The sequence below is a fragment of the Micromonospora sp. DT68 genome (genome assembly GCF_049847245.1).
Taxonomy (GTDB): domain Bacteria; phylum Actinomycetota; class Actinomycetes; order Mycobacteriales; family Micromonosporaceae; genus Micromonospora; species Micromonospora profundi.
This window is the reverse complement of sequence record NZ_JBNCNZ010000009.1, coordinates 1-23,539: the sequence shown is the minus strand read 5'-3', so window position 1 is coordinate 23,539 and position 23,539 is coordinate 1. Positions and strand designations below refer to the sequence as shown.

Below are 23,539 nucleotides of genomic sequence, written 5' to 3'. Positions count from 1 at the left end.
GGAAATCTAGCCCATCAGGAAGCGCTGCGGGACGCCGGGTCGACGCTGTCGGGCTGATATCGCAGCACCTCTGCCAGACCCGTCACCCGCAGCACCCGGTCGACACGGCCGGTGGCGCCGGTGAGGCGCAGCCACCCGCCGTCGGCCGCGGCCCGGTTGTCACCACGAACGAACACAGCCATCCCCGTGGAGTCACAGAAGGTCAGGTCGGTGAGGTCGAGCAACATCCGGCGTTCGCCGTCGGCGGCCAGACGGTCGATCGTCGCGGTCAGCTCGCCGGCGGTGCTCATGTCCAGCTCACCGGCGAGCCGCAGGTAGACGCCACCGCCCTCACGCCCGGCGTAGCTGACGCTGAACGTCACCGTGCTCCCCCTCGCTCCACCGCTGGGTGGGACGTTTGCAGTGCGGCAAGTATACGCAGAGGCACGGACGTCACCGAGGGCGCGGTGATCACCCGGGACGTCCCGGGAGCGTGCCGTCAACGCACGGCGCCCGGGCCTGCGGTCGGCAAGCCGGCGCGGCTCAGCCGCAGCGTGCGCGCCGCCCTGGGGAAGTCACGCAACGCGCTGGCGTAGTGCGCAAGCGTCAGGTCCACCGCGTCGGCGGGCACGCCGCGGCTGGTCAGGATCTCCACAAGCCACTGAACGAACTCGGTGAAGAGCGAGGCGTCGTCGACGTACAGGGCGGCGGCCAGGGAGTCCACGATGTGCCCCAGGTCGCTGATCGTCGAGTCGAGCTGCGCGGGCGTGTACGACAGCGCCGCCGGCATCCGGTCCCGCAGATCGGTGAGCGCGCTGTCGATCAGCTCCCCCCGCCGGCGGACCAGGCTCGCGTACTCGTCGTCGGCCAGGTGCGACAGCTGCGCCGCAGGTACCCGCCGCAACGCCCGCTCGTCGGCGATCAGCTCCGATGCCGCCGGCGCGTTCGGCGCCCAGGCCGCGCCGAGTCGGGCCGCCCACCGGCCGTCCGCGCCGAACCCACGCCCGCCGACCACCACCGGTACGTCCGAGCGCCGGCACGCCTCGATCATCCGGTGCGCGTGCGGCAACCGCATCGGCAGCGCGCAGGCAAGCGCGACCGCCTGCGCGTCGTGCCGGTGCAGATACGACACCAGGTGCGCCGCCGGCACGCTGGCGCCGAGGAACGTCACCTGCCAGCCGCGCAGCCGCAGCACCTCCGCCACCAGCCGGGGCGGCAGCGCGTGCCACTCACCGTCCATGCAGGCCACCACGACCCGCCCGCCGGTCGGCCGGGGGTTGGCGTGCCGGGCCACTGCCGCCACGACCCGCTCGCTGATGTGCGTGGCCGCGTGCTCCTGGGCGACGCTCCACTCGTTGCGCGCCCACCGCTCGCCGACCTCGGACTGGGCCGGCGCCACAAGGTCGAGCAGCACCCGCTCGGGCGCGACACCCGCGTCGAGCAGGCCGAGTGCCACGTCGACAGCGGCATGCTCGTCGGCGTCGGCGAGGCAGGTCAGGTAGCCCGGGTAGGCGTCGGTCGGATCGGTGGTGGCGGCGGGCGCGGTCACGCAGGGCTCTCCCTCTGCTGTTCGGGCCCGGTGGGCCGCTCGGCGGGCTCTTCGGGCCCGGTCGGCCGCTCGGCCGGCTCGGCGGGCTCTTCGGGCGTCGGGACCGAGTGCAGGTGCCGTGCGGCGCGCGGACCAGCGCCGACAGCGCGCAGCGCCAGGACCGCGATGTCGTCGTGGTCGCCGTGTGCCAGCCAGTCACACGTGACCTGCTCGATGCGCTCGGCCAGGGCGGGTGCCGGCATCCGGTGGCACCCGGTCACGGCGGCGGTCAGCCGTTCCGTACCGAACTGCTCGTCGCCCCGGCGGCCACCACGGGCCTCGGTCACGCCGTCGCTGTAGAGAAGGCACGTCTCGCCCGGCGCCAGCCGGACGGTCACCTCGCCGACGCGTGGGTCGGGCACCACACCGATCAGCATGCCGCGCAGCGGCACCGACTCGACCTCGCCGGAGGCGCGCAGCACCAGCGGCGGCAGGTGCCCACCCCCGGCCATGGTCAGGGTGACGCTCCCGTCGCGCTGCGGCCGCGCCACCCCGAGCACGATTGTGGCGAAACGGCCCTGGCCGTGCGCCTGGGTCGTCTCCAGCAGCGCGTCGTTGAGCAGCCGCAGCAGCCGCCCCGGATGCGACTCCACCCGGTGCAGCGCCTGGAGGCACTGACGGAGCTGGCCGGTGAAGACGGCCGCCTCGACGCCCTTGCCGGAGACGTCGCCGAGGAAGAACACCGAACCACCGTCGGTGAGCCGGTGCGACCCGTAGAAGTCGCCGCCGATCCGCAACCCCGCCTGCGCCGGCCGGTAGGCGGTGCCCCACTGCACGCCCGGAACCTCGGCGGGCTCCACGGGCAGCAGGCTGGCCTGCAGGGTGTCGGCCACCTCCGCCTGGTCGCGGTAGAGAAGCGCGGTGGTCAACGCCGCGCCGGACCGCGCCGCGAAGGCACGCAACAGGTGGACGTCGTCCTCGTCGTACCAGCGGCTGGCCCGGCGGGCGACAAGCAGCACACCGGCCGGGGCGTCCCTACCTGGCACCGGGACGACCCGGGCCGCGCTGTCGACGCCCGCCAGGCCGGGAAGCCATCCGGCGTCGACGGCCTGCTCCACGAGCCAGTCGACGGCATGCGGCTCGACGCCGGTCAGCCCGTCGGCGATGGCTGTTGGTAGATCACTTTCGGACAACATGCCGCTGTCGACGATCGGCGCCTCGTCGTCGGCACGGGACGCCCGCCACCAGCGTGCCCGCCCGGCGCGCGGCGCCAGCACCAGTACCGACACCTCGGCGAGGGTCGGCACGGCCAGCCGCACCACGGCGGCGGCGGCCCGGTCGGGGTGCAGCGGGTTGCCCAGCTTGTCGCCGACCACTGCCAGGAAGGCGGAGCGGGCGCGCTCGGCCAGCAGGGCGTCGGCGCGGCTGACGCTCTCGGTGACGTCCTCGACGTACCAGCAGCACCGGCCGGCGGACAGGGGCACCTGCCGGGCGCTGAGCCGGCGACCGCGGTGGGTGAAACCGCTCGGGGCCGTCTCGCCCAGCCCCGGCACACCGGCCGAGGCGAGCGGCTCGCCGGGCACCACCTCGGGCAGCAGGCGTTCGGCCACCGGGCTGACATGTCGGACGACGCCCTCGGCGTCACAGACCACGAGGCCCTCGCGGAAATGCTCGACGACCTCCGACCAGGCGGGCGTGCCCTGACCCCGGTCGGGGGCGAGCGCCGGCAGCGTGGAGGTGGACCAGGGCTGGACGTCGGCGGGCCACGCCGGAGTCTGTGTGGTGCTCGGCGTGGAGATCCGTCCGTCGCCCGGGTCGAAGTCCCTGACGTCGGAAGCAGTCACCAGCTGAGCCTCACTCCTTGTCATCCACCCGAACCGCGCCTCGGCACCGGCGTCTGTGGTCAAATCTGTTCGACCCACCCTACGCCGATCCGTCCTGAGCGGCATCCCACGGCAGCTCGCGGGCCCTCCGTCGCGTACCGGGCGCTGTCGGTCGACCGTTGTTACGATCCCTTCGAACCGGCCGGGCCGGAGTCATCCGGAAGGGCGTGATCGTGCAATCCCCAGGGCTGCGACCAAACCCGGCACCGCTGCGCATGTCGATCGACGAGAGCGATCCCGGCAGGCCCCTGATCCGGGTCGGCGGCGAGTTGGCGTACGCCACGTCGGCGCCGCTGCGCGTCGAACTCGACCGGTTGCTCGCCGACGCGCCGCACACCCTCGTGCTGGATTTCGCCGACCTGGACTTCATCGACAGCACCGGCCTCGCCGTGATCGTCCACGGCTGGCGGGTGGGGCAGCACGTCGACACGACGCTGCTGCTGCGAGCGGTCCCCCGGTTCCTGGCGACGATCCTGGAGATCACCGGCGTCGCCGGGCTGCTCGGTCGACAACTGCCCGCCACCCCCCGGGCGATCGCCGGACCGGGTCACGGGCAGGCCGCCGCCGGGTGACCCGACAGCGGCAGACCGTTCACGCCCCCGGGTTGGCGTTGCGTACGGGGACTGGGAACATGGTGGGATGTCCCAGCAGCTGTTGACCATCGAGGTGACCCGGGTCGACGCCGGGCACACCCGGTTGCGGCTGAGCGGCGACCTCGACTTCGACACCGCTCCCGAGCTGGTCAGCGCGGTGGCAGACCTCCAGGGCGAGGGCCACGAGCGGTTGACGATCGACCTGAGCGCTGTCAGCCTCTGCGACTCCTCCGGGCTGAGCGCGCTGCTGATGGCGCACCGCGCCGCCGAGTCGATGGTGCTGAGCGGGGTCAGCCCCCAGGTGCAGCAGATGCTCGACCGCACCGGCCTCACCGAACTGCTGGCAGTGCAGACCGGCATCGCCGACGGCGACAACGTAAGAGCCATCGGCTGACGGCAACGACAGCCAACTGACGGCCGCGTGTCGTTCAGGCTCGGGAAAAGGGGGGGGTGGCCCCCCGACCCTGGGACCTGGGGTCGGGGGCCTGAGGAAGGTCTAGGGCGCGGTCATCGGCTGGAGTCGAGGGCCGGTCTCGCGCAGTTCACCGGCCGGTGCGGAGTCGACGTCCTCGGGTTCTCCCGAATCGGGCGTGTGGTACAGATAGCGGACAAACTCCCCACCCATCTCGTTGTCGTCCCCACCTGGCCACTGGCCGATACAGTCCATTCCGACCACTTCCCGGCCGGTTCCGTCGGCCTCCTCCAGCAGCGCCCACAGGCTCACCGGATAGCAGCGGGTGGCGTCCGGCGTGAGCTGCCAGCGCGCGTACCAGCCGGGTCGGGCGGGGACGATCTCGACGATCCGTTTCATGACGACCTTCCTTCCGCGTGCCTCGGAAGAACTGCGGTCCTGAACCAGATGCTGGCCCACGCGCGGGTGAGCGCCCCTCACCCGCGCCGGATGAAGCCGTCCGAGCGCTGGTCCTACCCGGCCGGAAGGGCCCGTTTCGGCTCCCGGGACGGCGGGAAGGCGACGGGCGCACGAGCAGATCCCCAGCGGAAGAGGTGTCACATGCGCAAGCAGATGGAGGGCGACAACCAGCGCCGCCGGACACTGGCCCGGCAGGCCCGGGAACAGGGCAGACAGCCCAGCCAGTTCGGCGCGAGCCTGAGCGCCTCGAAGCAGCTCACGAGCCTCGAACAGAGCAAGCGGGACGGCCCCCCGCCGGCCGGCCGGCACAAGTCGGACACCACGCGCGGTGGACCGGCTCCGCCGCCCGTCGGCACCGCCGACAATCCACGCCCGCTGCCGCCGCTCAGCGACAGTTCGACAGGTGTGACGAGCGTGGGCTACCACGACCTCGTCGACGACGTCCGGCGTCGCGCCGGTGTCGACTTCAAGACGGCCAAGGTGGGCGCCGAGGCGACAGTGCTGGTCCTGGCCTTCGCCCTGGAGGCCGCCGAGCGGCAACGACTGCTCGCGGCGGTGCCGAACTCGCTGCACGACGTCGTGCCCGTCGACGGCATCGAGCGGCACCAGGACCTGCCCGGCTTCCTGGCCGAGGTGGGCCGGATCAGCGGGCGTACGCCCGAGCAGGCCCGCTATCAGGCCGAGGCGACGCTCGCCGCGCTCGCCGACCACGACGGTGACCTTGTCGAGTCGCTGCACGTACCCGACGGTTTGCGGGAGCTGCTGAACCCGCCGGCTGCCGGCGGCGGCATCGTCGGCGCCTCCACGGCCACGCCAACGCTCGACGACGCCCAGCTGCGGGCGGCCCTGGACGACCTGCCCTACTGGGCGGGCGACAGCGACGGCCTGTACCGGGTGCTCGCGCTGCCGCCGGACAACCTGGACCGGGTGCTGGACCGGCTCGACCGGCTGCGCCGGGAGACCGGACGCGGCCCGAGCATCGGACGCCCCGGTGGCACGGCTGCCGTGCTGACAGTGCGCACCACCCAGGCCGACGGGGTGACGGCGCTCGACGTGGACCTCGCCCACTCGATCGACGACGCGATCGACGAGGTGGGCGCCGGGATGGCCAGCGGCTGACCGGCAACACCGACGCACGCGAGGGCCGGCGACGCGGGGTACGCTCCCGCGCCGCCGGCCCGTCGGTGCGCGCTGACGGCCGCTCGGTAGCGTGCCCCTCATGAGCCGCGCTGCCGACCGGTTGGAGCTTGTCGCCGATCCGGTTCGCCGCACCGGACGCACGCTGCTCGCCGCCGGTGTCGAGCAGTCGTACGTGGACGTCGAGGATCCTCTTCATCTGCACTTCGAGTACGTCCGGCGGATCGCCTCGGCGGCGCAGATCGCGGCACCGGCAGGTGCCCCGCTGGACGTGCTGCACCTGGGCGGCGGGGCGTTGACGCTGCCGCGCTGGCTGGCCGCCACCCGGCCAGGCTCCCGGCAACTGGTCGTCGAGCGGGACCGGGAGGTCGTCGACCTTGTCGCCCGGGAACTGCCACCGCTGCCACCGGAGGTGCGGGTCGAGGTCGCCGACGCCCGGGACGCGGTCACCGCCGCCCCGCCCGACGGGTACGACCTGGTGATAGCCGACATCTACCGGGCGGCCCTGATGCCCCGGCACGTCCGCAGCGTGGAGTTCGCCGCCGAGGTGGCCCGCACGCTGCGCCCCGGCGGGCTGTACCTGGTGAACGTCACCGACCTGCCGCCGCTGGTCGGTACCCGCGTGCAGGTGGCGACGCTGCGGGCGGTCTTCGGCGACGTGTGCGTGCTCGGCGACCGCCGGATGTTGCGGGGACGGCGCTACGGCAACCTGGTGCTCGCCGCGACGCCCCGGCCGGGTGGGCTGCCTGTCGGCCGGCTGGCGGTGGCCGCACTGCGGGATCCGGTGCCCGGTGGTCTGCTGCACGCCGCCGCCCTCGACACGTTCGTCGCCGGCGCCCAGCCGTACACAGACGCCGACTGACGGCCCCCGCGCCGACCGACGGTCTCGGGCCCGTCGGGGCGTACGGGAGGCCCGCAAAGCACCGGTGCCGGCCGCAATGCCGGGTTTCCGACGCCGCGCGTGGGGAAGGCGCGGCAGGTGAGCAACGCCGACGATCGGGCGACCGCCCGCCGCGCCCTGATCGTGATCGGCCTGGTGCTGGCGACCGCACTCGCGCTGGTCTTCGTGTACGCGACACACCGGGTGCTGATCTGGGTCGTGGTGGCCGCCTTCTTCGCCATCGCGCTCAAGCCGGCAGTGGACCGGCTGCAACGCCGGTTCGTCAGGCGGCGGGCGCTGGCCACGCTGCTGGTGTTCCTCGGCGCGTTCGTGATCTTTGCCGTCGTCGCCACGCTCATCCTGGTGCCGCTCCTGGACGATGTGGGCCGTTTCGCCGACCGGGCACCCGAGATGGTGCGCGACGCGCGCGCCGGGCGCGGCCCGCTGGGGCAGCTTCTGGAACGCACCGGCGCCCGGCGCTACCTCAGCGACCACTCCGACGAGTTGCGCGATGTCGGCACCCGGCTGCGTCAACCCGCTGTGGTGGTGCTACGCGCCATCGTGGAGACGATCACAGGGCTGGTCACTGTCGTCGTGCTCGCGTACCTCATGGTGTTGGAAGCCCCGCGGATCACCGGCGGCGTGCTCGCGGCGGCCGGGGACGGTCGGGGTGAGCGGCTGCGCCGGGTGGGCCAGCAGGTGTCGCGGACCATCACCGGCTATCTCACCGGAAACCTGCTGATCAGCGTGATCTGCGGGGCGTTGACGTTCGTGGTGCTGACGGTCCTCGGCGTGCCGTTCGCCGGGGTGATCGCCCTGCTGGTGGCGGTGACCGACCTGATACCGCTTGTCGGCGCGACGCTCGGCGCGGTGATCGCCACCGGTGCCGGCTTCCTGCACTCCCCCACCGCCGGGATCATCGTGCTCGTCTTCTTCGTGGTCTACCAGCAGGTGGAGAACCACCTGCTCCAGCCGCTCATCCTGTCCCGCGCGGTCCGGCTCAACCCACTGACCGTGCTGGTGAGCGTGCTGCTCGCGGTGGAGCTGGCCGGGCTGCTCGGCGCGCTGCTGGCCATCCCGGCCGCGGGCATCGTGCAGACACTGCTCCGCGAGTACGGCCCGCGCCGGTTCCGCCCGGCACCCGCCGCCGACGGCGTCGAACCCGAAGCTGGCGCAGAGCCCGAAGGTGGCGCCGAGCCCCGAGGTGGCGCTGGGCCGACCGGTGGCGCCGGGGCCGCCGACTCGCCTCGCGGCTGAGCAGCAGCGGCCGGATCGGCGGAAGCTCAGCGGGCGCGGGCCGCGACCTCGGGCGAGGTGCTCTCCAGCGGCACGGCGTTCGCCGGCACCAGACCGAGCTGGACCGCCGGACGGGTCAGCGCGGCGTCCAACGCCCAGTCGGCACCGACGCGCGTGCGGTTTCCCGGCATCGCCATCAGGTGGTACGCCCGGGTGACCGCCTTCGCCGGCAGGCCCGCCAGCGGCACCTGCAACGGGTTCGCCGCCGCGTCCTTGCCTCCCAGGTCGACGACCCACCCCAGGTCGTGGTGCTTGTACGGCTTGCGCCGGCCGAAGCCGTACGACGCGGCGATGTTGTGCGCGGCCAGCTTGCCCTGCCGCTGGGCATGCTGGGCGGTCATCGTGCAGACCTCGCCGGGTCGGGCCAGGTCGGGCACCGCGGAGGCGTCGCCGCAGGCGTACACCTCGGGATAGCCGGGGACGTTGAGGAACTCGTCGACGACCAGGCGACCCTTCTCGGTGCGCAGACCCAGCTCGCTGACGAACGGGTCGGGGCGCACCCCGACGCACCAGACGAGCGAGCAGGTGGGCACGTACTCGCCGTCGGTGAGCTTGACCCCGTCGGCGGTCGCCTCGGCCACCGAGGTGCCCATCCGGACGTCGACGCCGCGCCTTTCGAGCACCCGGTGGGCCGTCCGCGACATCCGCTTGTCCAGCTCGGGCAGGACACGGGGGGCGACGTCCAGCAGCATCCACCGGGGGCGGACGGTGAGCCGCGGTCGCTGCGCGTGCAGCCGGTCGGTGAACAACTGCCCGTGGGCGGCGACCTCGGTGCCGGTGTAGCCCGCGCCGACCACCACGAACGTGGCGCGCGCCTGCTGCTCCGCCGGGTCCTCGGCCTGCTCGGCCAGCTCGATCTGGCGGACGATGTGATCGTGCAGGTAGACAGCCTCAGGCAGGCCGCGGAAGCCGTGCGCGTACTCGGTGACGCCCGGGATGGGCAGCAGCTTGTTGACGCTGCCCACGGCGAGAATCAGCCTGTCGTACGCCAGCCGGTTGCGGTCGCCCTCGGCCTGGGTGAAACCGACCCAGCGGTTCTGGAGGTCGACGTGGTCCGCCTCGCCGATGACCACCCGGACGCCCTTGAGGGTCCCGGTCAACGGCACGGCGATCCGTCTGGGCTCGACCACGCCGGCCGCCACCTCGGGCAGCAGCGGCAGGTACAGGAAGTAGTCGGTGGAGTTGAGCACCACGATCTCAGCCCGGTCCCGGGCGATCCGGCTCAACGTCTTCGCCGCGTGGTAACCGGCGAACCCGGCCCCCACGATCACCACACGAGGTTTCGTCATTGCGGGGCGTTTCCCGTCGAATCCCCGGACAAACGTGCGACCCCGCGCCGAACCTGCACAACATCAACGACGGACGATATGGACAGACACCTCCATCGATGGGCAGGATGCCGGAATGGGATCAGACCAGACCGGCGAGCGGCCCACGAAGCCCACCCGCCGCAGCTTCCTGTCCGCCTCGGCCGCCGCCACCGCCGCGACCGCCGCCACCGTCGCGCTGCCCGCGCTCACCGCGCCCGCCACCGCCAACCCGTCGCACCCCGCCGGCCCCGGACGCCCCGCCCGCCCCCAGCGCCCCGACCGTGAGCTGCGCGACCTGCTGCGCCAGGTCGACCCCCGACGGATCGAGGCGATCGTGCGCCGGCTTGCCGCGTTCGGCACCCGACACACCCTCTCCGACCAGGACGACCCCCACCGGGGCATCGGCGCCGCCCGGGACTGGATTTACGCCCGCATGCAGGAGTACGCGGCCACGTCCGGCGGCCGCATGACAGTCGAGCTCCAGTCGTACGTCCAGCAGCCCGCGTCCCGGATCCCCACCGCCACCCGGATCACCAACGTCGTGGCCACAGTGCGGGGTCAGAGCGCCCCGAACCGGACGTACGTGGTGACCGGCCACTACGACTCCCGGGTCACCGACGTGATGGACGCCGTGAGCGACGCGCCGGGCGCCGACGACGACGCGTCGGGGGTGGCCGTCGTCATGGAGCTGGCCCGCCTGATGGCCACCCGTCCCACAGCGGCCACCATCGTGTTCGCCGCGGTCGCCGCCGAGGAGCAGGGCCTGTACGGGTCTGCGTACCTGGCCCAGCAACTCAAGGCAGCCGGCGCGGACGTGCAGGGCATGTTCAGCGACGACATCGTGGGCAGCAGCACCGCCGACGACGGCACCCGCGACCCGTACTCGGTGCGCCTGTTCGCCGAGGGCGTGCCGACGGCGGAGACACCTGCGGAGGCCACCACCCGGCAGTCCGTCGGCGGCGAGAACGACTCGCCGTCGCGGCAGCTCGCCCGGTTCGTCCGGGACGTGGCCGACAACGACGACACCGGCATGCGCGTACGGGTGATCTACCGGCGGGACCGCTACCTGCGCGGCAGCGACCACATCTCGTTCCTGCGGGAGGGCTGGCCGGCGGCCCGGTTCACCGAGCCCAACGAGGACTTCGCCCACCAGCACCAGGACGTCCGGGTGCAGGACGGCAAACAGTACGGCGACCTGCCCGAGTTCTGCGACTTCACGTACATCGCCCGGGTGGCCCGGGTCAACGGCGCGGCGCTCTGGTCACTGGCCCAGGCGCCCGGCACACCCAAGGGCGCCATCATCGTCACCACCGACCTGACGAACAACACCACACTGCGCTGGCAGCGCGGCGACGAGCCGAACCTGACCGGGTACGAGGTGGTGTGGCGGGAGACCACCGCCGCCGAGTGGCAGCGCGTGATCCCGGTCGGTGACGTCACCGAGGTCAGCATCGACCTGTCCAAGGACAACGTGTTCTTCGGCATCCGCGCGGTCAACAGCAACGGCCTGCGCAGCCCGGTGGCCTTCCCCCGCCCCGGCAGCTGACACCGCCGCGCGGCGCCGCGCGCCGCCGCCCGCCCGCCCGCCAAGATCCGCGCAACGTCAGGGATCCTGCTGCCTCAGCTGTTGGTGAGGCAGCACTTTCCCTGACGTTGCGCGGATCTTGGCGGGCGGTCACGTGGGGGTCGGCGCGGTGATCGCCCACCGTTCGTGGTCCCGCCACGCGCCGTCGATGAACAGGTAGTCCGGGGAGAAGCCCTCCAGCCGGAAACCCAACTTGCGGGCCACCCGCCGGGACGGCTCGTTGCCCGGCTGGATGTTCGCCTCCAGCCGGTGCAGGCCGCCAGCGCTGAACGCGTGGTCGATGACAAGGGCGACGCCCGCCGAGGCATGTCCGGTGCCGCTGTACGGCTGGAACGCCGCGTACCCCAGGTAGCCGCCGCGCAGCGCGCCCAGCACGATGCCGCTGATGGTGACGTAGCCGGCGATGTCACCGCTGGCCCGGTCGCAGATGAGGTAACCGGAGCTGTCCCGGCGGCGGATCTTGCGCAGATATCCGGCGTACTCCTCGGGGCTGCTCGGCGCGAGCAGCCACGGGTGGTGCAGGTCCCGACTGCGCCGCGCGGCGGCCACGAACTCGTCGACGTCGGTGGGGCGGGGTCGTCGGATCGCGGCGGGACCGCCGGTACGCAGGTATCTCACGGCCGCCCACTCTGACCGACCAGCGCGGCCGTTGTCCAACCCGCGCGTGCCTGTGTCTGTGCCGCGTGCGCGTGCCCGTGCGCAGTGCTCGAACCACGATTCAGTGGTCTCCCCTGGCCCGCGTGACCACCGGATCCTGGATCGAGTGGCATCTGGCGGGCCGGGCTGTGCGCTACCGGGGCGTCAGCACTCGGAACTCCGTGCCGTCGGGGTCGGCAAGCGCCACCCGCCCGGCCACGTCATGGTCGGTGTCGAAGCGCGTCGCGCCAAGGGAGAGCAGACGGTCAACCTCCGCCTGGTGATCACCGTCGGGGACGAGCTCGTACCGCACCCGGTCCCGGCCACCGTTCGGCGCGGCCGGCGGCCCACCCCAGGTGATCTTCGCGCCGCCGCGCGGCGACTGGATCGCGGTCTCCTCGTCCTGGTCCCAGACCAGCGGCCAGCCGAGCGCCTCACTCCAGAAGTATCCGACGGCCTGCGAGCCGTCACACGCCAGCGCCCCGACGAACCCGCAGCCCGCGAGGAAGTTGTTGCCCGCCTCGATGACACAGAACTCGTTGCCCTCGGGGTCGGCGAGCACCACATGGCCCTCCTCCGGGAGCTGGCCGACGTCGATGTGACGTGCGCCGAGTTCCAGCGCCCGTGCCACCGTCTGCTGCTGCTCCTCGGCGGATGCGCTCGTCAGGTCGAAGTGCATCCGGTTCTGCACGACCTTCGGGTCGGCGGTCGCCGCGAAGCGGAGCCGGAACCCGACGTCGTCATCCGGGAGCACCACTGCCCCATCGCGTGGATCGTCGACCATCTCCCGACCCAGGAGGTCGGCCCAGAACCGGGCGACACACAGGGGTTGACTCGCGTCGAAGCACACGGCGAACAGTTGGCTGGCCATCGCTCTGTTCATCTCCGATCCGCCGACCGTGCGACTCCACCAGCCGGCCCGGTCTGCCCTTGGGGCCGAAGCCTAGGACTGAGGCGCGTCGCGCGCAGCCGAGTATTCGCAGCGGAGCGGTGATCAGGCAGGCAGGAGCGCGGCGATGTCACCCAGAACCCGGGCCGCCGGTGCCGGGTCGACAAGCCACTTCAGGTGGCTGCTGGTGAGCGTACGGACGTCGTAGGGGTTCTCCGGCGTCAGCGCGTCGCCCTCGCGGATCATCCGGTCCTGCATGGCGAGCGGCACCGAGGTGTCCTCGGTCAGCCGCACGTACGTCCTGGGGATCCGCCCCCAACTGTCGGGCTGCGCCCGGTCGCCGGGCGTGCCGGCGTCGAGGTTCTCATCGGGCTGGAAGGTGTTGAGGAAGACCATGAACTCCTCGTCCGTCCCGTCGGCGAGGAAAGCCGCCTTCAGGGCCGCGAGGACGGCAGGGTCGGCGGTGCGGAAGTTGGCGCGCAGCAGCCCGAGCTCGGCAGGGTTCCCGACCATTGCCGACGCCAGGCCTTTGGTGTCGACAGTGGCCATCTCGGGCTCGGCGTAGTAGGCGCCGACGTGGAGGTCGACGGGGCACCAGGCGGAGACATAGACGATGCGGTCGATCAGGTCGGGCCGCTGGTTGGCTGCGACCGTGGCCGTCATGCCGCCACGGCTGTGTGAGACGAGGATGACGGGCCCGTTCCGCTTGGCCCGCTCCAGTGTCCCGATGAGGTGCGCGGCGTTGTCGGCGAGCGTGACGGACCTGATGGCCCCGGGCGCGGTGGCGAGCCCTTCGAGATCCTGCGGGGCCTGGTAGGCCCGCGGGTACGTAGCGGCGAACCCGTGCCCCGGAAGATCGACGGCAACCGAACGGTGCCCGAGGAGGCCGAGCTCGGCCTGGAGTGGCGCGAATGAGAACGAGTTCGCGAAAGCTCCGTGCACCAGTACGAACGTCGGTTGCATCTGTCCACACTCACTTTCTGGTGCCCTGCGGCGTCGGCGGCACGCACGTCGCGCTACGCGAACGGCCGCCGACCATCCGATGATCCACACTACTCAGCAGAAGATCATCGGCGCTACTCAGATCGCCGCATCGCCGGTGACCACGGCGAATGCGCCGGCCGGCACCCCTTCGAGAGTCGCGACCCGCGAGGCGGCGGCCAGCAGACCTGCCTCGTCCGCGCCGCTGAGGAAGAAGACGTAGACGTCGTCGACCTCCTCGCCGTCGTCGTACACCTCGATCACACCCTCGTCCTCCAGCTCGGCAAGGAAGGCCTCGACCGTGTCGATCCACTGGTACGCGTAGGTGCCGGCCTCGCCGGACGGCGCCGGTGTCAGCGGTACGTGGATCTCCACGATGACGGTCATGACGGCATCGTGCAGCACGCCAGTGACAGCGATCCGCCGGTGTTGTCGGACCCGCCCGTTACCGTCACCGCAACCGTCAACGGGGAGGGCGCGATGGGCCAGGGCGACTACGCGACGTTCGTCGACAGGGACCTGCGGGGTGCACGGTTCCACAGGTCGACGCTGGCCGGGGCGGTGATGCGCGGCGTCGACGTCAACGGGCTCGACATCGACGCACCGTGGCTGGCCGACGGCACACTGCTGGTAAACGGTGTGGACGTCGTGCCGCTCGTCGAAGCGGAGCTGAACCGGCGGTTCCCGGGGCGCGAGTTGAGGCAGGCGACGCAACCCGATGCCCTGCGCACGGCGTGGGCGGCGACCGAGCGGGCCTGGGCGGCGGCGACCGAGCGGGCCACGGCGATGCCCGAGGGCGCCGTCCACGTGTCGGTCGACGGCGAGTGGTCGTTCGCGCAGACGTTGCGGCATCTCGCCTTCGCCGCCGACGCATGGCTGGGCAAGGCGGTCCTGCGCCGGCCACAGCCGTTCCACCCGTTCGGCCAGCCCTACACCGAGTACGCCTCCGACGGCTTCGACATGTCGGTGTTCGCCACCGAGCAGCCCAGCTTCACGGAGGTGCTCCGGCTGCGCGCCGAGCGGCAGGCAATGGTGCGCGGCTTCCTGGCCACCGTCACACCGGAGCTGCTCGCCGAGCCTCGGCCCACCCCGTGGTCACCCGACCACGAGGAGCCGGTCGTGCACTGCCTTCATGTGATCTTCGACGAGGAGTGGCAGCACCTCCGATTCGCACTGCGTGACCTCGATACGCAGAGCCGCGAGTCGAGCGCCGCCCACCCGTGATCGACAGGTGACGGCAACCATCGGCTGATCGGCAGCCGCATTCGAGAACGCCGCCGACGTCGCCGCCGCCCTACCGCCGCCCTGTGGTGCGCCGACGCCACTGCGGTGACGCCATCTGAGTGACACCTCCTCGCTGACCTCGGCGCTCTGTCACGTGCCGGCCCCGGCCGGTGTCTCATGCCGAGACCACCCGACGAGGAGGAGCAATGACCGGCGACACAAGGATTCCCCCGGCCGAGATCACGGGCCTCTACGGCGCCGTACTGAAGAGGTTCAGCAGGAAGATGCTCGGCCGGGTGCCAGACGGGCTCGGTGTGCTGTGGCACCACCGGCAGGTGCTGAAGTTCAACTTCGGCAGCGGTCGACGGGCCGGTAAGTGGAACGAGTGCGACAAGGACCTGAAGTCGTACGCCCACATGGCGGTGGCATCGTTGATCGGCTGCTCGTTCTGCCTGGACCTGGGCTACTTCCAGGCGCACAACGAGGGCCTGGACGTGACAAAGGCCCGCGAGGTGCCGCGCTGGCGCGAGTCGGACGTCTTCACGCCGTTGGAGCGCGACGTCCTGGAGTACGCCGAGGCGATGTCGCAGACGCCGCCCACCGTCACCGACGAGCTGTCCGCCCGGTTGGTCGCACAGCTCGGGGCACCTGCGGTGGTGGAGCTGACCGCCTGGGTGGCGTTGACCAATCAGTTCGCGCGGGTCAACGTCGCCCTCGGCATCGAGGCCGAGGGTCTGGCGGCGTCGTGCGGCCTGGCACCTTTGGCGCAACCGAGCGGCGCAGCCGCACGCGCGTGACCGAGCGGCGCAGCCGCACGCGCGTGACCGAGCGGCGCAGCCGCACGCACGTGACCGAGCGGCCCGGTCACAGCGGGCCGGGGCGCGGCTGCTCCATCGGCATCGGGACCTGGAGGTAGGTGGTGCCGCGCAGGTCCAGCCAGGCCCGGTCGGGCCCGCGGACCAGTCGCAGCATCACCTCCTCGCAGGACGGGCAACGGGCGACCATGCCGGGCGCGTTGGCGAAGACGTGCAGGCTCGCCATCGAACCGGTCGTCCCGCAGTTCTCACAGCGGCCCGTCGCGGTGCTCAGATCGACGGCGAACAGCTCACGCAGCGGGCCGTCGAGCATGTTGCCGTCCAGGTACGACATCTCGGTCATCGGGTCTCCTCGACGAAGCGGGGCGGTGCAAGCAGGCGGGGCGAGCGGGGCGGTGCAAGCGGAGCAGGGCGATGCGGTGCCGTCAGCCCGTCGGGCCGAAACGTTCGGTCTTGACCCGCCGCGACGGGTGGCCGAGCCCCACCAGCAGGTCGGCGACGGTTTCCACGAACCCGGTCGGGCCGCAGACGTAGGTGAGCGGTTCCAGATCCGGTGGCCAGCCGTGGGTGTTCACGTCGGCCAACCCGATGCGGTGTGGTTCGCCGCGCCACCCCTCGGGCGCCTCACGGGTGTAGACATACGCGACGTCCAGCCCGAAGTCGTCGCGGGCCCGGCGGCGCAACTCGTCGCCGTAGATCAGATCGGCGGGGGTGCGCACCGAGTAGAGCAGCCGAAACGGCACCCTGCTGCCCGCAGCCCGCCGGGCGCGGATCATCGCCATCAGCGGCACGACGCCGGAGCCGCCACCGAGCAGCTGCACCGGCTCGGTCTGCTCCGGCCGCCAGATGAACCACCCGCCGAGCGGTCCGCGCACCTCCACCGGGTCGCCCACACCGAAAACATCGATGAGGTACGGCGACACCTCGCCGTCGTGGACCCGCTGCACCGTCACCTCGATGCGCGGCCCGCCGGGGCCGTCCACCACCGGCCCTGCGATCGAGTACGACCGGGCGGCCTGGTAGCCGTCCGGCGCTGTCAGCCGCAGGTCGACGTGCTGCCCGGGCAGGTGCCCCGGCCAGTCCGGCACCTCCAGCACGAGGGTCTGCGCGGTCCGCGTCTCCACCCGGCGCTCCACGAGCCGGCCCACCTGCCACCGGTTCGGCGTCGGGCGTCGGGTGCCCGCCGCGACAGCGCGCTCAGTCACCCTGGTACCGCTGTTCGCGCCAGGGGTCGCCGTAGTCGTGGTAGCCGGCGGTCTCCCAGAAGCCGGGCTGGTCCATCGTCTTGAGCCGGATGCCGCGCACCCACTTGGCGGACTTCCAGAAGTACAGGTGTGGCACCAGCAGCCGCGCCGGGCCGCCGTGCTCCGGCGCCAGCGGCGCGCCGTCGAAGGTGTGCGCCACCCAGGCCCGGCCGCCGCGCAGGTCGTCCAGTGGCAGGTTCGTGGTGTAGCCGCCGTAGGAGTGCGCAAGCGCGTAGTGCGCGCCGGTGTCCACACCGTCGAGCAGCGTGTCCAGTGAGACGCCCTGCCACGTGGTGCCGAGCTTCGACCAGCGGGTGACGCAGTGGATGTCCACCGTCGGCGTCTCCTGCGGCAGCGCCATCAACTCCTGCCACGACCACCGGCGTTCGGTGCCGTTCTCGACGGAGATGACGAACTCCCAGGTGTCCAGCGACACACGGGGCGTCGGGCCAGCGGAGAGCACCGGAAAGTCCTCGGTCAGGTACTGCCCAGGGGGCAGGGTCGGCTCCTGTGATCGGGGCCGACCCTGAAAGCCCGGTGACACGATTCCCATTGCACAGTCGTACCATTCGCGTCGGCCGGGGCGGGACCTTTCCCGCGTACCCCCTCGTCGTGCCGGCGTGCCGGCGTCAGTGCCGCTCGGAGACGACCTCGCGGCGGTCGGGTTGCTGCCCCCGGGTGGCGCGCAGGCTGGTCAGGGTGACCACCACGAGCACACCGATGATCACGCCGAGCGAGGCGAGGGTGGGGATCTCCGGCACGTTGTCCCAGATGCCGTGCGCCCAGTGCAGGCCGAGCTTGAGACCGATGAACGCAAGGATGATGGCCAGGCCGTAGCTGAGGTGCACGAGCCGGCTCAACGCGGCGTGCAGGACGAAGTAGAGCGCCCGCAGGCCCAACAGGGCGAAGGCGTTCGTGGCGAAGACCAGGTACGGGTCCTCGGTGATGCCGTAGACCGCAGGCACCGAGTCGACGGCGAAGACGATGTCGGTGGCCAGCACCGCCACCACCACCAGGGCGAACGGGGTGAGCGCCCGCTTCGCGCCCTGCCGGACGGTCATCTTGGTGCCGTGGTACTCGTTGACCACTGGCATGATCTTGCGCAGCAGCCGCACCGACCGCATCTTGTTGATGTCGACTTCCTGCTGGTGCCCGGAGAGGGCGTCACGCAGCAGCTTCGCCGCCGTGGCGAGGAGGATGATCGCGAAGAGCAGGAACGCGAAGTCGAGGGTCTGGAGCGCCGCCGCGCCCAGGGCGATGAAGACACCGCGCAGTACCAGCGCACCGGCGATGCCGTAGAGCAGCACCCGCTGGGCGAGCACGGACGGCACCGCGAACGCGGCCAGCAGCAGCATGAAGACGAAGAGGTTGTCGACCGAGAGGGACTTCTCGACCAGGTAACCGGTCAGGTATTCCACGCCCTGCTGGGAGCCGTAGCGGGCCCACACCCAGCCGCCGAAGGCCAGCGGCAGCGCGATGTAGAACGCCGACCAGCCGACCGCTTCCCGCATGGACACCTCATGCGGGCGGCGCGTCACCAGGAAGTCCAGGACGAGCAGCACCAGCACGCCGACGATCGTCACCGCCCAGAGGGTGGGCGTACCCACCGACGACAGTGAGCTCGCGGCGGACAGGGGCGACAATTCGGTCATCAGGTCTCCTCGAACACCATGTCATGTTCGAGGTCTCCTTCACCCATCGGAGATGGGCAACCACCCGAGGCGCGCCGGGCGCGCCGTACTGACCGGTATGGTTCGTGGGAAGTACTCCCCTCGCACGACCAGGTTAGGCCAGCCTGAATCACCGCGCCAAGCGGGACACCGATGGTTGCCCTGGCCAACCGCTGTAGGTACCGATCGTCAGGCACGGCGCAGCGTCGCGCCGGGAGCCATCGCCTGTTCCACCAGGTCGCGGTAGTCGCGCGGGAGCTGAGTGGCCACGTCGTCGAACTCCCCGCCGGTGATCGCCTCGCGCAGCGTGGTGAAGACCGCCCGGACGGCGTCGCGGGCGGCAATCTCGTCCACGCCCGCGCGCAACGCAACCCGCGCCACGAACTCGGCCGCCCCGAACCGGTCAGCCTGCTCGGTACTGGGGCTCGGCTTCAACACCAGTTGCAGGGGCTTCGGCAACTGGGCGGCCAGGTCCAGCACCTCGCCACCGGTCAACCGCTCGGCGAACGTCTCCAGCACCGCACGGGTCAGCTCGACCGCCTGCTCGGACGACGTAGCAGTGCGCTGGGAAACCTGGTCGACAAAGGTGTCGTAGTTCATGCGTACCCCCTCGGGCTTGTCGACGGCGCCTGCGGGTACCCGCGGCGGCGCGACGGAAACGGCGCCGATTTCCTGCGCCGGCCCGGCGTGAGCAGGCGGCGGGCGGGTAACCGCCGCCGGTCGTGACCACATCGATGCCACGAGGAGCCGCTGTTATGGCGAGCTACGCCGACGTCCTGCAGTACCTGTCGAGCCTGGACTACCCGGCCGAGAAGGACGACGTGGTCCGCGAGGCCGAACGGGAAGGTGCCCCGCCGGACGTGTTGAAGGCGCTGCGCGCACTGCCGCCGGCCGTGGACTACGCCAACGGAAACGAGGTCGCCCGGTCCGCCGGCATCGACGCCGCGCCCGAGGTGAGCCCGGCGCAGCGTGCCGAGCAGGCCCGGGACAAGAAACACAACCGGGTGTCGCAACACCTCCGCGGCATCTGACCCGACGGTGACAGATTCGGCCGGGCCGCCCGGATGACCGGCAGGCGTCCGCTGTCCCGCGGCCCGGACGGACACACCCCCGCCTCGGCGCAGGTCGTCGTGGTGGCAGTGGTCGGGATCGTCGCCGGCGGCGCCTTCGCCATCACGGTGTCACCGCCGCTCGCCCCGCTTGCCGGCTGGGACGCCGCCGCGCTCACCTGGCTGGTGTACGTGTGGCGCACGATCTGGCCGCTGGACGCCACCCGGACCGCGCGGCTGGCTGTCTACGAGGATCCCAACCGGGCCATCCGTGACGTGCTCCTGTTGGTGGCGTGCATCGCCAGCCTGCTCGCCGTGGGACTTGTCGTCGCCAGCGCGCGCTCGTCGCCGCCGGGTCTGGTCCGCGACCTGTCCGGCGGCCTGGGCGTGCTGAGCGTGCTGCTCTCCTGGCTTGTCGTGCACACCGTGTTCGCCGCCCGGTACGCCCGGATCTACTACACCGGCCCGGACGGCGGGGTGAACTTCAACCAGGCCGAACCGCCCTGCTATGCCGACTTCGCGTACGTCGCCTTCACCATCGGGACGACGTTCCAGGTCTCCGACACCAACCTCACGAGCAATGAGATGCGGCGGACCGTGCTGCGCCATTCGCTGCTGTCGTACCTGTTCGGGGCGTTCATCATCGCCGTCACGGTTAACCTGCTGGCCGGTCTGGCCCGCTGAGGGGTGCCGTGTTTGTTGCGGCCGCCGCCGGGCGCGGCGCGGGCGCTGGGGCGCTGGGAGGTGGCGATGGGGGGCGCTCTACCGATCGCGTCGACGCGTGTCAGGAGCGCCGGGACAGGCGGGCGCCCCGAGGCCACGAACCGCGACCAGGGGCGCCACGCAAACCTGCCCAGGCGATGAACCGCGCCCGAACCGGATCGCGGCCACCCAGCGGTGGATGCCCGCTCGAACCGAGCGGCCAGCACTGCCGGGTCCAACCCTACGACACAACATCCTCCGTACGGTCAGATTTTGCCAAACTGTGGGCCAGTGCACTTCCGAGGTGGTCGATCTCGGCGTGCTGTCCGCTGTCTGCATGACCTCACCGGTTCGCGTCGCGCTGCGTCGGCCGCCGTCACCGATCGGGCAGGTCAGCCGTGCAGGCCGCCGGTGCGGTCACGGGCCTTGAGTCGGGTGCTGGGCAGGGCCGGCGCTGGCAGCGGGGGCGCCGCGTCGTCGGCGACCACACCGAAGCGTTCGCCCCCGGCCATCCAGTCCTCCCGGGCGGCGACGACCTCCTCGTGCGAGCGACCGACGAAGTTCCACCACATCACCAGCGGTTCCTCGAACGGCGCGCCGCCCAGCAGCAGTAACCGGGCCCCCGTCCCGCCGCGCACTGTCACCTCCGAACGGCCCGTACCCAGGTAGAGCAGCGCCCCCGGCTCGAACCCGACCCCGGCAGCCTCCGCGGACCCGGACATCGCCAGCACTGCGTACTCGAAATCGGGCCGCAACGGCAGCGTCGCCGGCGCCTCACCACTCAGCTCCAGCTGCACGCCCACCAGCGGTGTGTGCACCACCGCCGGGGACCGCTGCCCGGCGAAGTCGCCGACAAGGAGAGTGAAGGTCACGTCGTCGTCGCGCCAGCGCGGCAGGTCGGCGTGGTGCGCGAAGGCCGCCGAACCCGCCCGAGCCGGGTCCGGCAGCGCCACCCACAGCTGCACGCCGTGCATCACCGGCGGATGCGTGGCCGGCGACCGCTCGGAATGGGAGATGCCGTGCCCGGACGTCATCACGTTGAGCTGACCGGGCCGGATCGGCTGGACGTTGCCGAGGCTGTCCCGGTGGATGATCTCGCCGTCGAGTAGCCAGGTCACCGTCTGCAGGCCGGTGTGCGGGTGCGGCGGCACCTCCATGCCGGGACGCTCCGCCACGTCGTCCGGGCCGAAGTGGTCCACGAAACACCAGGCGCCCACCATCCGGCGCGGACGCTGCGGCAACAGCCGACGGACCGTCGTGTAACGCCCCAACGGCACGTCGTGGCCGGGCAGCAGCACGCTGCCCGGATCCGCGTCGGCCACGCCGGGTGGTCGGGTCTCCGCCAGCATCGATTCGGTACGCTCCACCGCCCGACTGTACGCTCGCGCCCCGACATTTCCCCGGCATCCCCGCGCACCAGCGGATCATTGGACGGTGGTCACCGTGACCACTCCCGCGCCCGCCACCAGGTCGAGGAAGAGCCGATCCGTCGACCGGTCCCACCCCGGCGTACTCAACAACGAGCCCGCGGCCACCCCGGACCAGCGCTCGTCCGGCACCGCTACCGAACCGGCACCCGCTACAACCCGGACCCGCACCGGAGGCGAACCCGGCACCCGGACGTCGAGCTGACTGGTACCGCCCGTCAACCGCACAGTCGTCGTGCCTCCACGCACCGGCGGAAGGATCACCTCGCTACGGGCCGAGCCACCCACGAGCTCCACGCCCAGCAGCCGCGCCCGGGCCAGGTCGAGCACCTGCTCGCGTACGCCGCCGACGAGTTGAAGACGCCAGGCGACCCGCTCGTTGAGAAGCACCCGCGCCGCCCGCTCCCCGGTCTCGCCGCTGGCCACCACGCCCAGCCGGACGGTCTCACCTCGCACCGTCGGCCGCACTGTCACGCTCGACCCGGCCGGGCTGCTCATCCGGTACAGGTCGTCGCCCAGGTCGGCCACCCGCAGGTCGAACGAGGCCAGCCCGTCCGCGAGCACGAAGGTAGCCTGCTCACGTCCCGCCAGCGGCGCCGTCACCGTATGCTCGGCAACCGCCGCCGCGCCCTCACCGCCCGGCCCGCTGCCGTCTGGTCTGCTGCCGTCTGGTCTGCTGCCGTCTGCTTTGTTGCCTTGCCTGCTGTCGTCGGGCGCGCTGGAGTAGGTCATGCCGAGGCGGTTCGGCGCGGCGATGATCACGACGACGGCGGCGGCACCCAGGACCAACACGACGAAGGCGGCAGCCAGCAACAGCCGAGCGCCAACGGACCATCTCGTACGCCGCTCAGCGTCGGCCGGTAGCTCAGTCCCACGTGGCGGCTCAGCGCCACGCAGCGTCGCCGGCTCATGTGATGGCTCGGGCCCACGCGGTGGCTCCGGCTCGCGCGGTGGCTCAACTCCTTGCTGTGGCTCAACTCCTTGCGGTGGCTCAACTCCTTGCGGTGGCTCAACTCCTTGCGGCGTCGCCGACCCACGCGATTGCTCAGCGCTACGCGGTCGCTCCGAATCACGCGACGGCTCCGGGCCCGCCTGATGATCTTTTTCGTTCCCCACTGCGGTCATGTCTGCGTCCCTCCGCCGGTCCCCGCCGGTGGGTACGTACCCGCAGGCGAAACGGATCACTCCGCGCTGACCACGCCACTCCCCTCCGTCGCCGACCACCGCATCCCGGACAATTCCGGTTGGCCAACAGTCAGCTGCCGCACCGCCATAATGGGGGTCGCCTGCTGTCCGGGTGGGCGTTCCGCTGCCGGCGCCCCACAACTGTCCAACCTGCGCAAACCCCGGCTTCCTGCCCGGGGACACCTCGCCGGACGTGCCGATGGCGGCACCCGCATTGGCCGGACGTGCCGATCGTGGCACCCGTGTTGAGAGGTGCCGGCCACCGTCGTTGCCATGCCGATGGCTGGCACCCCGCGTTCATGGGTGCCAGCCATCAGTGGTGGTTGTCAGCCGCTGGTAGACGCCCAGGGTTGGAGGTGCCGGCCAGCGGCCGTGGTTGAAATGCCGATGGCCCGCACCTTCGGGTTCGAGGTGCCGGCCATCGGTGGTGGGTTGTCATGCCGATGGCCGGCACCCTGTGTTGGGTGGTGCCGGCCATCAGTCAGTGCGTCATGCGGGTGGGTCAGCTGTTCCAGTGCTGGGCGACGAGGTCGGCGGCCTGCTGCTCCCACTGGGCGTAGGCGTCCGGGTAGGCGGAGACCTGGACGGTCTGCGCGGCCACGGTCAGCGGCATGTCCTGCCAGCCGTCGACCTGCTTCAAACCCTTGAGGAAGGC

General features: G+C 71.6%; 26 protein-coding genes. 10 read left to right on the top strand and 16 right to left on the bottom strand.

Going from position 1 to position 23,539, the window contains the following annotated elements; translation table 11 throughout:
- Positions 1–14 precede the first annotated feature (14 nt).
- From ACPXB1_RS17880 to ACPXB1_RS17870, 3 genes are all read right to left on the bottom strand, one after another.
- Complete coding sequence (locus ACPXB1_RS17880; RefSeq protein ID WP_053657804.1) at positions 15–362, bottom strand: STAS domain-containing protein; 348 nt, start codon at positions 360–362, stop codon at positions 15–17.
- 116 nt (positions 363–478) lie between these two features.
- A complete protein-coding gene (locus tag ACPXB1_RS17875; RefSeq protein ID WP_355594970.1) occupies positions 479–1,528 on the bottom strand; it encodes a cobalamin B12-binding domain-containing protein in 1,050 nt (349 codons plus the stop codon).
- On the bottom strand, positions 1,525–3,351 hold the full coding sequence (locus tag ACPXB1_RS17870; protein ID WP_355594972.1) for a SpoIIE family protein phosphatase: 1,827 nt from the start codon (positions 3,349–3,351) through the stop codon (positions 1,525–1,527). Before ACPXB1_RS17870 ends, ACPXB1_RS17875 begins: the two co-directional genes overlap by 4 nt.
- 206 nt (positions 3,352–3,557) lie before the next feature.
- On the opposite strand from ACPXB1_RS17870, the gene ACPXB1_RS17865 reads away from it, so the two are divergent.
- Both ACPXB1_RS17865 and ACPXB1_RS17860 read left to right on the top strand, forming a co-directional pair.
- Positions 3,558–3,962: an STAS domain-containing protein gene (locus tag ACPXB1_RS17865; protein WP_425735541.1), complete on the top strand. Its 405-nt coding sequence runs from the start codon at positions 3,558–3,560 to the stop codon at positions 3,960–3,962.
- A 67-nt stretch (positions 3,963–4,029) separates the two neighbouring features.
- The gene (locus ACPXB1_RS17860; RefSeq protein WP_355594976.1) at positions 4,030–4,377 is read left to right on the top strand and encodes an STAS domain-containing protein; all 348 of its coding nucleotides are present in this window, start codon (positions 4,030–4,032) and stop codon (positions 4,375–4,377) included.
- A gap of 102 nt (positions 4,378–4,479) precedes the next feature.
- Here the strand turns inward: ACPXB1_RS17860 and ACPXB1_RS17855 are convergent, their stop codons facing one another.
- Positions 4,480–4,794, bottom strand: coding sequence for a hypothetical protein (locus ACPXB1_RS17855; RefSeq protein ID WP_355594978.1), 315 nt, complete (start codon positions 4,792–4,794; stop codon positions 4,480–4,482).
- 201 nt (positions 4,795–4,995) lie between these two features.
- On the opposite strand from ACPXB1_RS17855, the gene ACPXB1_RS17850 reads away from it, so the two are divergent.
- The 3 genes from ACPXB1_RS17850 (at position 4,996) to ACPXB1_RS17840 (ending at position 8,128) form a co-directional block, all read left to right on the top strand.
- Positions 4,996–5,973, top strand: a complete 978-nt coding sequence (locus ACPXB1_RS17850; RefSeq protein ID WP_355632234.1) for a DUF2267 domain-containing protein — start codon at positions 4,996–4,998, stop codon at positions 5,971–5,973.
- Positions 5,974–6,073: 100 nt separating this feature from the next.
- A complete protein-coding gene (locus tag ACPXB1_RS17845) occupies positions 6,074–6,853 on the top strand; it encodes a spermidine synthase (protein ID WP_355632406.1) in 780 nt (259 codons plus the stop codon).
- A gap of 117 nt (positions 6,854–6,970) precedes the next feature.
- Positions 6,971–8,128, top strand: coding sequence for an AI-2E family transporter (locus ACPXB1_RS17840; protein WP_425735540.1), 1,158 nt, complete (start codon positions 6,971–6,973; stop codon positions 8,126–8,128).
- A 26-nt stretch (positions 8,129–8,154) separates the two neighbouring features.
- On the opposite strand, the gene ACPXB1_RS17835 is transcribed toward ACPXB1_RS17840, so the two are convergent.
- Positions 8,155–9,456: an NAD(P)/FAD-dependent oxidoreductase gene (locus tag ACPXB1_RS17835; RefSeq protein WP_355594986.1), complete on the bottom strand. Its 1,302-nt coding sequence runs from the start codon at positions 9,454–9,456 to the stop codon at positions 8,155–8,157.
- 115 nt (positions 9,457–9,571) lie between these two features.
- Here ACPXB1_RS17835 and ACPXB1_RS17830 point away from each other — a divergent pair, with 115 nt between their 5' ends.
- Positions 9,572–11,023, top strand: coding sequence for a M20/M25/M40 family metallo-hydrolase (locus ACPXB1_RS17830; RefSeq protein ID WP_355632411.1), 1,452 nt, complete (start codon positions 9,572–9,574; stop codon positions 11,021–11,023).
- Between the two features lie 129 nt (positions 11,024–11,152).
- On the opposite strand, the gene ACPXB1_RS17825 is transcribed toward ACPXB1_RS17830, so the two are convergent.
- The 4 genes from ACPXB1_RS17825 to ACPXB1_RS17810 all read right to left on the bottom strand — a co-directional run bounded on the left by ACPXB1_RS17825 (position 11,153) and on the right by ACPXB1_RS17810 (position 13,955).
- Positions 11,153–11,680: a GNAT family N-acetyltransferase gene (locus ACPXB1_RS17825; protein WP_355594990.1), complete on the bottom strand. Its 528-nt coding sequence runs from the start codon at positions 11,678–11,680 to the stop codon at positions 11,153–11,155.
- A 172-nt stretch (positions 11,681–11,852) separates the two neighbouring features.
- Positions 11,853–12,569: a VOC family protein gene (locus tag ACPXB1_RS17820; RefSeq protein ID WP_355595082.1), complete on the bottom strand. Its 717-nt coding sequence runs from the start codon at positions 12,567–12,569 to the stop codon at positions 11,853–11,855.
- A 123-nt stretch (positions 12,570–12,692) separates the two neighbouring features.
- Positions 12,693–13,550 (bottom strand): alpha/beta fold hydrolase, encoded by an 858-nt coding sequence (locus tag ACPXB1_RS17815; protein ID WP_355594992.1) that lies wholly within the window; start codon positions 13,548–13,550, stop codon positions 12,693–12,695.
- Positions 13,551–13,667: 117 nt separating this feature from the next.
- Complete coding sequence (locus ACPXB1_RS17810; protein WP_355594994.1) at positions 13,668–13,955, bottom strand: hypothetical protein; 288 nt, start codon at positions 13,953–13,955, stop codon at positions 13,668–13,670.
- A 9-nt stretch (positions 13,956–13,964) separates the two neighbouring features.
- Here ACPXB1_RS17810 and ACPXB1_RS17805 point away from each other — a divergent pair, with 9 nt between their 5' ends.
- Positions 13,965–14,792, top strand: a complete 828-nt coding sequence (locus tag ACPXB1_RS17805; protein WP_355594996.1) for a DinB family protein — start codon at positions 13,965–13,967, stop codon at positions 14,790–14,792.
- Between the two features lie 206 nt (positions 14,793–14,998).
- Positions 14,999–15,589, top strand: coding sequence for a carboxymuconolactone decarboxylase family protein (locus ACPXB1_RS17800; protein WP_355632417.1), 591 nt, complete (start codon positions 14,999–15,001; stop codon positions 15,587–15,589).
- A gap of 67 nt (positions 15,590–15,656) precedes the next feature.
- Here the strand turns inward: ACPXB1_RS17800 and ACPXB1_RS17795 are convergent, their stop codons facing one another.
- The 5 genes from ACPXB1_RS17795 to ACPXB1_RS17775 form a co-directional block, all read right to left on the bottom strand.
- On the bottom strand, positions 15,657–15,950 hold the full coding sequence (locus tag ACPXB1_RS17795) for a DUF6510 family protein (RefSeq protein WP_355595000.1): 294 nt from the start codon (positions 15,948–15,950) through the stop codon (positions 15,657–15,659).
- Between the two features lie 82 nt (positions 15,951–16,032).
- Complete coding sequence (locus ACPXB1_RS17790) at positions 16,033–16,812, bottom strand: ferredoxin reductase (RefSeq protein WP_355632420.1); 780 nt, start codon at positions 16,810–16,812, stop codon at positions 16,033–16,035.
- Positions 16,805–17,404, bottom strand: coding sequence for a sulfite oxidase-like oxidoreductase (locus tag ACPXB1_RS17785; protein WP_355595004.1), 600 nt, complete (start codon positions 17,402–17,404; stop codon positions 16,805–16,807). Before ACPXB1_RS17785 ends, ACPXB1_RS17790 begins: the two co-directional genes overlap by 8 nt.
- A 76-nt stretch (positions 17,405–17,480) precedes the next feature.
- Positions 17,481–18,503 carry a TerC/Alx family metal homeostasis membrane protein gene (locus ACPXB1_RS17780; RefSeq protein WP_355595006.1) on the bottom strand — a complete coding sequence of 341 codons (1,023 nt, stop codon included), beginning with the start codon at positions 18,501–18,503 and terminating at the stop codon, positions 17,481–17,483.
- A gap of 207 nt (positions 18,504–18,710) precedes the next feature.
- Positions 18,711–19,121 (bottom strand): DUF2267 domain-containing protein, encoded by a 411-nt coding sequence (locus ACPXB1_RS17775; protein ID WP_355595008.1) that lies wholly within the window; start codon positions 19,119–19,121, stop codon positions 18,711–18,713.
- A 155-nt stretch (positions 19,122–19,276) separates the two neighbouring features.
- Between ACPXB1_RS17775 and ACPXB1_RS17770 the strand changes: the two genes are divergently transcribed.
- Both ACPXB1_RS17770 and ACPXB1_RS17765 read left to right on the top strand, forming a co-directional pair.
- The gene (locus tag ACPXB1_RS17770) at positions 19,277–19,552 is read left to right on the top strand and encodes a DUF2795 domain-containing protein (protein WP_355595010.1); all 276 of its coding nucleotides are present in this window, start codon (positions 19,277–19,279) and stop codon (positions 19,550–19,552) included.
- A gap of 33 nt (positions 19,553–19,585) precedes the next feature.
- Entirely contained in the window at positions 19,586–20,254 is a 669-nt protein-coding gene (locus tag ACPXB1_RS17765; protein ID WP_425735539.1) for a DUF1345 domain-containing protein, read from the top strand.
- 410 nt (positions 20,255–20,664) lie between these two features.
- On the opposite strand, the gene ACPXB1_RS17760 is transcribed toward ACPXB1_RS17765, so the two are convergent.
- Positions 20,665–21,639: a pirin family protein gene (locus ACPXB1_RS17760; protein WP_355595014.1), complete on the bottom strand. Its 975-nt coding sequence runs from the start codon at positions 21,637–21,639 to the stop codon at positions 20,665–20,667.
- 57 nt (positions 21,640–21,696) lie between these two features.
- Positions 21,697–22,512 (bottom strand): hypothetical protein, encoded by an 816-nt coding sequence (locus ACPXB1_RS17755; protein WP_355595016.1) that lies wholly within the window; start codon positions 22,510–22,512, stop codon positions 21,697–21,699.
- Positions 22,513–23,539 lie beyond the last annotated feature (1,027 nt).